The sequence below is a fragment of the Microcoleus sp. PH2017_09_SFU_O_A genome (assembly GCF_020738625.1).
In the GTDB taxonomy this organism is placed as follows: Bacteria; Cyanobacteriota; Cyanobacteriia; order Cyanobacteriales; family Microcoleaceae; genus Microcoleus.
This window is the reverse complement of sequence record NZ_JAEQCF010000012.1, coordinates 50580-60839: the sequence shown is the minus strand read 5'-3', so window position 1 is coordinate 60839 and position 10260 is coordinate 50580. Positions and strand designations below refer to the sequence as shown.

Annotated in this window: 13 protein-coding genes; 8 read left to right on the top strand and 5 right to left on the bottom strand. The window is 45.0% G+C overall.

From position 1 onward, the window contains the following. The first annotated feature begins 60 nt into the window (after positions 1–60). Complete coding sequence (locus JGK16_RS07475; RefSeq protein ID WP_325314809.1) at positions 61–807, top strand: transposase; 747 nt, start codon at positions 61–63, stop codon at positions 805–807. Between the two features lie 42 nt (positions 808–849). Here the strand turns inward: JGK16_RS07475 and JGK16_RS07470 are convergent, their stop codons facing one another. Next, entirely contained in the window at positions 850–1581 is a 732-nt protein-coding gene (locus tag JGK16_RS07470; protein ID WP_293176764.1) for a DUF4058 family protein, read from the bottom strand. 72 nt (positions 1582–1653) lie between these two features. On the opposite strand from JGK16_RS07470, the gene bchM reads away from it, so the two are divergent. After that, positions 1654–2340: a magnesium protoporphyrin IX methyltransferase gene (gene bchM, locus JGK16_RS07465; RefSeq protein ID WP_293176766.1), complete on the top strand. Its 687-nt coding sequence runs from the start codon at positions 1654–1656 to the stop codon at positions 2338–2340. 253 nt (positions 2341–2593) lie between these two features. After that, the gene (locus JGK16_RS07460) at positions 2594–2986 is read left to right on the top strand and encodes a DUF423 domain-containing protein (RefSeq protein WP_293190086.1); all 393 of its coding nucleotides are present in this window, start codon (positions 2594–2596) and stop codon (positions 2984–2986) included. Between the two features lie 102 nt (positions 2987–3088). Here the strand turns inward: JGK16_RS07460 and JGK16_RS07455 are convergent, their stop codons facing one another. Beyond that, positions 3089–4183, bottom strand: coding sequence for a hypothetical protein (locus tag JGK16_RS07455; protein ID WP_293176772.1), 1095 nt, complete (start codon positions 4181–4183; stop codon positions 3089–3091). A 538-nt stretch (positions 4184–4721) separates the two neighbouring features. Between JGK16_RS07455 and JGK16_RS07450 the strand changes: the two genes are divergently transcribed. Continuing rightward, positions 4722–4940 (top strand): hypothetical protein, encoded by a 219-nt coding sequence (locus JGK16_RS07450; RefSeq protein ID WP_293190084.1) that lies wholly within the window; start codon positions 4722–4724, stop codon positions 4938–4940. A gap of 499 nt (positions 4941–5439) precedes the next feature. Then, positions 5440–6873, top strand: coding sequence for a phosphoglucomutase/phosphomannomutase family protein (locus JGK16_RS07445; RefSeq protein WP_293176776.1), 1434 nt, complete (start codon positions 5440–5442; stop codon positions 6871–6873). A gap of 288 nt (positions 6874–7161) precedes the next feature. Here JGK16_RS07445 and JGK16_RS07440 read toward each other — a convergent pair whose 3' ends face one another. Continuing rightward, a complete protein-coding gene (locus JGK16_RS07440; RefSeq protein WP_293176780.1) occupies positions 7162–7632 on the bottom strand; it encodes a hypothetical protein in 471 nt (156 codons plus the stop codon). A 180-nt stretch (positions 7633–7812) separates the two neighbouring features. On the opposite strand from JGK16_RS07440, the gene JGK16_RS07435 reads away from it, so the two are divergent. The 3 genes from JGK16_RS07435 to JGK16_RS07425 all read left to right on the top strand — a co-directional run bounded on the left by JGK16_RS07435 (position 7813) and on the right by JGK16_RS07425 (position 8671). After that, positions 7813–8025, top strand: a complete 213-nt coding sequence (locus tag JGK16_RS07435) for a helix-turn-helix transcriptional regulator (protein WP_193974409.1) — start codon at positions 7813–7815, stop codon at positions 8023–8025. Positions 8026–8116: 91 nt separating this feature from the next. Further along, complete coding sequence (locus tag JGK16_RS07430) at positions 8117–8335, top strand: helix-turn-helix transcriptional regulator (RefSeq protein ID WP_293190082.1); 219 nt, start codon at positions 8117–8119, stop codon at positions 8333–8335. Positions 8336–8476: 141 nt separating this feature from the next. Next, positions 8477–8671 (top strand): hypothetical protein, encoded by a 195-nt coding sequence (locus JGK16_RS07425; protein WP_293190080.1) that lies wholly within the window; start codon positions 8477–8479, stop codon positions 8669–8671. Positions 8672–8750: 79 nt separating this feature from the next. Here the strand turns inward: JGK16_RS07425 and JGK16_RS07420 are convergent, their stop codons facing one another. Beyond that, entirely contained in the window at positions 8751–9674 is a 924-nt protein-coding gene (locus JGK16_RS07420; protein ID WP_293202922.1) for a nuclease A inhibitor family protein, read from the bottom strand. A 57-nt stretch (positions 9675–9731) separates the two neighbouring features. Next, entirely contained in the window at positions 9732–9938 is a 207-nt protein-coding gene (locus tag JGK16_RS07415) for a hypothetical protein (protein WP_293176789.1), read from the bottom strand. Positions 9939–10260 lie beyond the last annotated feature (322 nt).

The following is a 10260-nucleotide window of genomic DNA, read 5'->3' as shown; positions in this document are numbered from 1 at the left end:
ATTCTTTATTAAGCTTTGTTAAATACAGAAGGCGGTTGAAACCGCTACCGACTTATCCCCATGTCTAAAGCCAGGGGCTTGCGTCTCGCTCTTTGGTCAGTCAGCGTCCAGGTCAATACTGACGGTAAAAAAGTTTTAGGTATCGATCATGGTATCGATAATTGGTTAACCTGTGTCAGCAATGCGAACACAAGCTTTATTGTTGACGGAAAACATTTGAAGTCTCTAAATCAGTGGTATAACAAGCGAGTAGCTGCATTGATGGGTGGAAAGCCTAATGGCTTTTGGTCGCATCAATTAGCACGATTAACTGAAAAGCGCAATCGTCAAATGCGTGATGCGGTAAATAAAGCGGCCAAAACAGTTATCAATCACTGCCGAGAAAACCAAATTGGTACTGTTGTTTTTGGCTGGAATAAGGGTCAAAAAAATGGCGTAAATATGGGAGTAAAAATTAATCAGAAATTCGTACAAATTCCTACTGGTAGATTGAAAACTAGAATCTCTCAGCTCTGCGAAAAGTATGGAATTCGATTTACAGAAACAGAGGAAAGCTACACATCAAAAGCTTCATTCGTTGACAATGACTTCCTGCCTACAATCGGTGCAAAACCCGATGGGTGGAAAGAGTCGGGTAGACGAATTAAGCGTGGATTGTATCGAACTGGTTTACAAAACTGGTGTATTAACGCCGACTGCAATGGTGCAGCCAACATTATGCGAAAAGTAGCGACAATGCTAGGTTTTGACCTTAGCGGAGTTGGTAGAGGTGTCTTGACAGCGCCATTAAGGATTGCCATTTGGTAGTGTCTTAAGAATCCCCGTGCGTTCACGCCGGGGAGTGTCAAACTAAGCGCTGCTAACAGAAATTCGGTGTTCTCGGCAAGTTCGATCGTAAATATGATTTAATTCCACAGCCAAGCAAATCTCACCCCGCAGCCATAGCGGTACAACTGGAAGCGTGGAACCCACAGCTAAGTTTTCCTGCCAAATATCTAGGCATTGGTTGCCGTCTCGCTCGATCGGGCGATAAGCTGTAGCATAGAGATCGGCGTCGAAGGGCGAAGCAATTCCTCCCACTAGACGGGCTAACAATTCATTGTGAAGATTTGCCTTCCTAACCGTCACAACATCAACTATTACCAACCCAATTCCCTGTCGCAAATACGTCTCGCACTTTGACACAAAAGCACAGCGATGACTAGAACGATCTTTGTTGGCAGGACTTACTAATTCAATTGCACCTGCTAAAACCGGGCCACCTTCTGTGTTAAAAATATTGACTTGCACAGATTCTGCCACAGGTAAAAAAGGCACGCTTTGTGCTGGGGGCGACATCCAATTGTTTGGTAAATCTATTGGCAAATTAATTACCGTCTCTGGACAATCAAAGTCCGGTAGAGGTTCCTCAAAAGCTGCTACATCAATTTCAATTTCAAACTGCACGTTGGGTTCTGCAAAATAACCTTCGGGTAATTTGGCATTCAAGTCAGATGCAATATAAGTCGCCCAAGCATTGTGAAAGGCGTGCCAGTGACGGCGCGCTGACAGCGGCGGGCGGAAATGATCTTGTAGCACCATATTTTTTTAAGTTAGGGCTAATTAAAATTATAATGTCTAATCGTTGGCAATAACTCAGCAGCAGGCGGAAAGATGAATTTGGTAAATGACAAGGATATTGTCAAACAGTATTTTAACTCGACGGGCTTCGATCGCTGGCAGCGAATTTACGGCGACGGCAAAGTCAATAAAGTGCAGCTAGACATCCGCACCGGGCACCAGAAAACGGTGGATACAGTGCTTAGCTGGCTGCAAGCTGACGGCAATTTGCGCGGGCTTTCAGTCTGCGATGCCGGCTGTGGTGTTGGATCTCTCAGCATTCCTCTGGCTGAGGCTGGGGCAATTGTTTGTGCTAGCGATATCTCTGAAAAGATGGTAGCAGAGGCTTATGATCGATCGACAGCCGTTCCCGGCAAGATGTACAACATCTCTTTCGCCGCCCAGGATTTGGAAGCTTTAACCGGCAAATTTCACACGGTTATTTGTTTGGACGTGCTGATCCACTATCCTCAAAGTAAGGCTGCGGAAATGATCGCTCACCTAAGTTCGATCGCCCAATCGCGACTAATTCTCAGTTTTGCCCCCAAAACCTTAGCACTTACCGCGCTCAAAAAATTTGGCGAACTTTTCCCCGGCCCGAGCAAAACTACCCGCGCTTACCAGCACCGCGAAGCTGATATTATCAAAATCCTAGAAAGCAACGGTTTTGTTGTTAAAAGAACAGCCATGAATAGCACTAGCTTTTACTATTCGCGCTTGCTGGAAGCTGTACGCAAATAAACTAGAAATATCTGCAAAAAGCTGATTTATCATAAATAGGGTGTGCAGTACGTAGTTGCGCTTGGGCGCTCTTTCATGAAAGAGCGCTGAAGCGCAACTACGTACCTAGAGGAGCGATCCATATTCTGGGATTCATTGATAGGGAAACCGCAGATAAACGCAGATGATTTAAATATAGTTTGTGAATGAATCCAACTCAAGTATATTTATGTTCACCAATTACCAATTACCAATTGCCCATTAAAAAAATATTATGTCAACGCTAATCCTAACGCGCATTTTCATAGCAGCCGCAGCCGTATTCGGAGGTTTGTCGGTTGCGGGCGGGGCTTTTGCCTCCCACGCTTTGAAAAATCAATTGACCGATCGAGCTTTAGGCATTTTTGAGACCGGCGCCCGCTATCAAATGTACCACGCCCTGGCTTTATTACTCGTCGCTTTATTATTAAGCCGCGCCCCAGAGTCTGAAACCTTTTTTGCAGTGGCTGGATGGGCTTTTATTGTCGGCACAATCGTCTTTTCAGGCAGTTTGTACGCGCTGAGTTTGACTGACATCAAATGGCTGGGTGCAATTACCCCCTTGGGAGGAGTTGCTTACATTGTAGGTTGGGGATGTTTGGCAGTTGCTGCTTGGAGTTTTAAATAGAGATTGGCAATTACCAATGCCAAATCCCTCCGCGAGAACTCCGCTTTTCGACCCCATGCCCTATGCCCTATGCCCTATGCCCTATGCCCTATGCCCAATTCCCTAATTGTCAAAGACATCGCTGGAAAACATATCTGTCACAGTCCGCAAGTAAGGTAAAAATACCATAACATCGGCAGCCGGGAGGCGATCGGATATTTCCCAAAACAAAATTAGCAGCATATCCTGCACTAATTCCCAACTTACATGAAGTCTCGGGTACAGCATCACGCAGATTGGAAACAATTCTTGCTGTACCGGGCGAATGCTTTCTTCCAAAACGCACCAGCACAAATAACTTTGAAAAATCTCGACATCCCGAATGCCAGAAATTTTGACCTGCGGATCGGTCAAATAACCGCTGCTGCTGCGGTATCCTGGATGCTGGGAACTAGCCCGAGCGTACACTGCACTAGCAATCTGAGTTGTCTGCTGCAACAAATGCTGAACGGCTAAGAGAGCTTTTGAATTCGGGGTATGATCCGCCGCAGCCTCGTTAATCTCTCCGTGGGGAATGTGCAGATAGTCATCTATAACTTTTAAGTAGGGTGCAAATTCCGATCGCTCTGACTCCGAAAGGCATCCTAACAAGATTTTGCTAGTGTATTGAAACTCCAACGTCACAAATCCCAGCACTAACGGATCTGTGTCTGAGTATTTCCGTCTTACTTGGACAATATCTTTTCCCACCAGCACTGACAAGCGGAAAACAGGTTCCCTATCGCCGTAAGCGTCTATTGCTTTCCGATATAAGCTGCGAGTGTCGGCGACAATTTCTTCTTGATTAATTAAGCTAGGATCGATCGCGTGTCGCTCTATTTGTTCCCCTAAAACAGTCTCTACTTTATTCCAAGCTATCTGGCTGGCAACTTTCAGAGTATCTGTCAATTTGTCAACTATTTTGGCTCGATTGCCATCAAAATTGCTTAAATCTCGGCTCTCGGAGATTTGCTGATGTGTTTGGTTTTCTCGTCCCGCTACTGTACTGTAATATTTTTTTGCCCAGCTAACTGCCAAGGAAGAAATGCTAACTCCTTTAGCCCCTGGGATCTTGTGAATGTCCGATTCCGTAATAGCCTGTGACGCAAAACTGTCGTCCTGTTGCAGTTCGTCGCCCACCGATAAAAACTTTGAAGATAGTTGTGAAATACCAGCCATGAGAAACCTCGTTGTTTTATAAAGCCGTACCCGATCGATTCCCCTAATTTTTAAAGTTACTAAATATAATCTTCTGCATTTATACCCTGACAGTCATCCGCCATTGTGCTTAAAACTATGAGCCATTTGGCTGCACTGCATCCATCCTATATAACTTGCACGTTAATAACGCTATTTATTGTGCGCTCGATCACAGTCACTATGCGATCGTAACCGATTTTTTTTCTTTACCTGTAAAGACGGCAAAAATAAATTCAATTTGTTTTAAAAGCTCAGAATTAAACTCTAGTCTGCCTTGAAAAAACTGCTCTTTGAGATATTTTATCTTTGTTTTGTCGCTTATGTCGATCGCCCTATGTTCTCAAAGAATCTAGGCTACATCACGATCGAGCGGTGACTTTGATTGATTTATTTTTTTATGTGAAGCCCAAAAAATTTGTCTGACATTCGTTAGGAAACCTTAACACATTCAACGAGCGGCATTTATAAATAAATTATTAAATTTGAGATAACAATCAGATTTATTTGATTTTCGTTAATGCCATTGTCAGCGCGGTTTCTTGCGCTCAGTTTTTTTAGATTCCCGATCGCCCAACCACCATTCAAAACCGGAATCTCGATCGACTCGTCCGATCGCTCCTGCATTATACGAAATCTGGCTGCTGCGAGTCGTCTGCCGGAGGTGGTAGCCCGTCCCTACAAGGATAGGATTAGGTTTAAGGGCCCCACGGGCGATCGATCGTTACAAACAGGATAGCCAGTGCATCTTTAAGGCTATGCCTTCGGGTAGGATTAGTAGGACGAGAGGAAGTGGATAAAGTCAGGAACTCAGGTCTAAAGACACGCTCGCTTGGTCGCGAGCAAGTCTCGAAGCCAGCTATTCTGACCAGCCTAAGTCTTAACTGACTACGTTATTTAGGTCACGACACCCTGTGGATGCGAAGCTAGTCCCCTGCTCTGTCGTTTGCAATTAAACAGTTCTAAAGTCACTGGAACAGTGTTGCAAGCCCAACAAGCCCTGATAACATTGGCGAAGCTAACATTACCCCGTAAGGGAGACCCAACAAAGGCAACCATTATGCGTACAGGATTGTGAAGCTTGAAATGGTAATTGTCCCATTGAAAGTACATTACAAAAGTACACCTAGTCAAACAATCCCAAGGCGGTAATGGAAAAATTCAAGGCGGTTTCAACCGCCTGGTCGTTTTCCTCTCAGGTCTAAAGACTCTGAGTTTCCCACTTACCGAGCTTTTTTATGAGCGCCAGCAATTCAACAGAAGAAATCAAGTTCGGAACCGATGGGTGGCGGGGACTGATTGCCCATGACTTTACTTTTGCCAACGTGCGAAAAGTCACCCGGGCGATCGCCAGCTACCTCGAAACCGCTTACACCAAAGACCGTCCAGTGCTAGTATCCTACGATACCCGCTTTTTGGCAGACGAGTTCGCCCGCACATCGGCGGAAGTCTTGGCAGATTTGGGATGGACGGTGATGGTAGTCGATCGAGATTGTCCGACACCAGTTATCGCCTACAGCGCCAAGCATCTCAACTCCGCAGGAGCCCTGATGTTCACGGCTTCGCACAATCCCGCACCTTACTGCGGCATCAAATACATCCCCGACTACGCAGGGCCGGCAACCCCGGAAATTACGGATACCATTGTGGCAAATATTACTGGTGCTTCCGATGCCCCAGCCATAGGCAGCCACAACGATAAAATCTCCACTTTTGACCCGAAACCCGAATATCTGAAGTTTCTATATACTTTAATCGATGTGGAGCGGATTCGCTCTGCTAAGTTGAAGGTGAAGTACGACGCTCTTTATTCGACTTCTCGCGGCTATCTCGACGGTGTTTTGGAACACTGCGGCTGCGATGTGGAAAGTTTTCACACCTACCGCGACGTGCTGTTTGGGGGCGGAATGCCTGAACCCAAGGGCGAACAGTTAGTCGAGTTGGTGGAAGCTGTTAAGAAGGATTCAGCCGATTTAGGTTTGGCTACGGATGGCGACAGCGATCGCTTTGGTATTGTTGATGAGTTGGGTAATGTCTTGACTCCGAATACCGTGTTGTTGCTGTTGGCGCGTCACTTGGTTAAGAATAAAGGCTTGACTGGGGCGATCGTCCGTACCGTCGCAACTACCCATTTGCTAGATAATATGGCCGCCAAATACGGTTTAACAATCTACGAAACCGCAGTCGGCTTTAAATACATCGGCGAAAAGATGCGAGAAACAGCCGTGCTCATCGGTGGCGAAGAGTCTGGCGGTTTGAGCGTTTTGGGTCACATCCCCGAAAAAGATGGGATTTTGGCTGATATGCTAGTTGCTGAGGCGATCGCCTACGAAGGCAAACCGCTATCTCAGCTAGTAGAAGAAGCCATCAAAGAAGCCGACGGCCCCCTGTACAACAAACGCTTGGACTTACACCTAGAAGAAGCGCACAAAGCAGCCGTTTTGGACTCTTTTACCAAGAATCCACCCACGGAAATAGCGGGTATTGGCGTTAAGGAAATCGGCCGCAAAGACGGAATTAAACTGTATCTTGAAGACGGCGGTTGGGTATTGCTGCGGCCTTCGGGAACGGAACCTTTGATGCGCGTTTACATGGAAACCAACTCTGTGGAAAAAGAAACCAAAGTTGCCGAGTACATGGAAAAGGTAATTGCCAAGTTAGAACCTGCTTAAGTTTCAATTTATCCTAATGCGGGGTTTTTCTCCTAAGCTTTGAGATTGTAGGGTGCGCGCCGCGCACCTTACGTATTTTTGATAGATCTTGCCAAGCTTATGAACATTATATATCTGGTATTACTTCGTTTCCAATTACTTAAATTATCTGCGTCGCATCTGTGTTTATCCGTCTGACATCTGCGGTTTCTGTACCAATCAAAGACTTATGCAATCGGTATATTAATCATCAATACTTGTCCGCCACCATTGACAAACAAATCAAAATTATCAGTATTCGATCGCACTTTAAAATCTTTCCATCAAATCTTTTTCTTGGGAATAAACATCTCGTAGCTGTTGCAGCCCTGAAGCAGAAATCACCGATTTAAGTTTAGCTACCAACATTCCCCACTCCAGCAAGCTGTCAACTGACACAGCCTCTTTGAACTTGTGCGTATAGAATTTAGTCCAAAATCCCGGTGCTAGCTTGCTTTTCCAGCGTTTGTACCATCTGCCAAAATCTTGAGGGGAAGGCGGATTGACTCGTAAGATTGGGGGAAAATCGGCGTAGCTGACAAACCGGCTGATGCCTTTGGCGTGGACATACACCATGTAGCGGCAGCATTCGATCCGGTAAATGTCGTCTGTTGAGATGTTGAACAGCAGTGCTACTGTGTCTTCTGTGACGAATCTCGCCAGCGGATGCAGGATTGGAGATTTGTGAATTATCTTGGATTCTGCGATCGTCCGCGATTTTGCCGGAGTTTCTGATATCATGGCTAGTATACCTCTGGATATGGTTAGTAGACTTCTGGATATGGCAAATGCGCTTTTGATAGAAAGAAATAATCTGTCTAGATTGAGTTTTTAAGACGATCGCCCTTTAGTTTTCGAGGCCGGGGGGCGATCGCTCTTTACATATACAATTATACGACGCAATTGCATCAACTGTCAAGCATGGGTTTAGTCAGGCTAAAAATTCGGGAACTAGCTGCTGAGAAGGGCTGGACGCTTAAGGAAGTATCCGATCGTTCTGGGGTAATTTATAGCACCGTCAGAAGCTATGCTCGTCGTCCTGAAATGGCAATGGTTGACTTTACTTGCCTGCGGAGGTTAGCTCGAACTTTTGATGTGATGATTGAGGATTTGGTTGAGGTTTTGGAGGAATAGGGCGATCGCTCTTAGTTGTCCAGACGTGAGCCGATCGCTTTTTCAGATATCTAATATTAAACGACAGCAGATTGTCATTTGTCAAGTAAGTATGAGTAAAGGCTTAGTGAGGTTGCGGATTCGGGAGTTTGCAGACCAGAATGGCTGGACACTTAAGGAAGTTTCAGATCGATCGGGCGTTGGTTACAGTACCATTAGGAACTACGCCCAATGTCAAGGCATGACAACCGTTAACTTTGCCTACCTGCACAGGTTAGCTCGGACTTTTGATGTGATGATTGAGGATTTGGTGGAGATTTTGGAGGAATAGGTTGATCGACCTTTCTACCTTTCCACTATAAACCTCACGCTGCGTCTTGTCAAGACGCGCTTAAACGTTTTGCAACGCAGCTAGAAACTCAGCTTAAAGGTGCTAAGATTTAGTCAAAGTTGTTAATCTCCCGTTAGTTTTGTGACTAGAGCCAGTACCGCGATCGGAGTCAGCCCCATCATCAAGGATATAGTGCAGAAAAAGGCGCTAGCAACCCGACTAACGCTGAAGGAAATTATATATGTCGGGATGCTGGCGATCGACGAGTTGGACGAAAAGCGCCTGCAAGAGTTGGCGGACAAGGTGCATCAAATGCAGGTAAATGGAGAGATTTGAGGGGTTGAGGGCGATCGGGCTTTTGGTGAAAAGAGGGGAATGCGATTCAGTCCGCTCCTACAGAATAGTTGTGCCGCTGTCAAGGATTGTAGTCCATTAAGCTCAAATATTTCAAGCCAATCCAATCACCGCGTGCGGTACAGCCAAACTTGTATCCGCATCCTACATCCCAGAAGCAAAACATATATTGTTTTTGGTCTTGCAGGTATTCATGCACTAACTGATTAGTAGGTTCCTCCTCAGAAAAGTCAAGATAATTTATATTGAAATAGTAAATGTCATCATCCAAAAACTTGCCTACCTTCAGAGCTTTTTCAATTGCTGTAGCTTCCTCAGAAGCTGCTGTACAAAAAATCTGATGATGGTGGCTGTATTCGTTGTAGTAACCAGTTACTTGAATAGGTTTAAATTTGGCAATAATTTTGCAAATTTTATCATGTAAATCTTGTGTTACCAAGCTTGGTGAGTCACAGGAAGTTAGTGATGCGAAAGCTGGATGATATGATAACTCGTATCGATTCCAAACTTGATCCGGAACGGTAGGAGCAAGACAAATCCAGTCCGAATCTGGAGTTTGACCAACAATTATATAAATCTTAAATTGGCCCGACCCCCGACGATAGTTGAGGCTACTTTGAATACTCCTCAAACTGTAAACTTTAAGATTCTGCAAACTATTTTTTAAGAAGTATGCTAAAGCATTGTAATACTGGAAATGCTGTGATTGTAAATATGGATTCCAGGATTTATCTTTACGTTTTCGTCGAGGTGGTGCGTATTCATAGCCAGGATATTCCTTGGGGTCAATGGGCAATCCACGTCGCTCGATCCCTTTCCACGCTGTAATCGCTCGATCTAAGTCTGCAAGCTGAACAAAGCCTTCTGAGACTAAAAGATTCCAGGCATTTAGGCTTCCTCTACGCTCTGTATCCCACCAAAATGGGTTCAAACTTTTCGCATAGTTTTTGAACTTGTTGATTAGTTCCTCTGTCTCAGGGTGCATATGACTATGTGAACTACCTAAATCCTCATGTTAAAGATAGAGAATGCGATCGTACTTTTATTCCTGCTTGACAGACTCAGCCAACCGCTTCGCATTCTCCCGCCGATAAACATTAATCGGACTGTTGCGAATATCAGCTTCAACCATTGCAATTAGTTCATCTAGTGTTTGAGTCCAAGCTTCCAGCATTCGGTTGCTGTCCCGAAGCATAGCAACAGTTTGCTTAACTTTCTCTGGATCGGGGAGTTTGGGTGTTTCACTCATGGCAGGTTAAAATCTCTTTTCGCTTCCTGGATAGTGGCTTCGATCGCATCGGCGTCAGCTTCTGCTTGCTCAATAGTTTGACCTACTGAATTCGGCGTAGCAGAAGAAAATTATCTAAAGATTTGCCATATCTGCTGTGTTGACAACCAAATTACAGCGATCGCTCCCAAGTATAATGTCACAATATCAAAACCTAAAAGGGTTTCCAATTCTTTCAAAGTAATGGCTCGGTATATCAAGCTACAACTTGATATAATCGCTGTTGTAGCCAAAGCTAAATTCATAAAGTCTGCCAACTTGAAAACAATAGGTCTACGGCGAA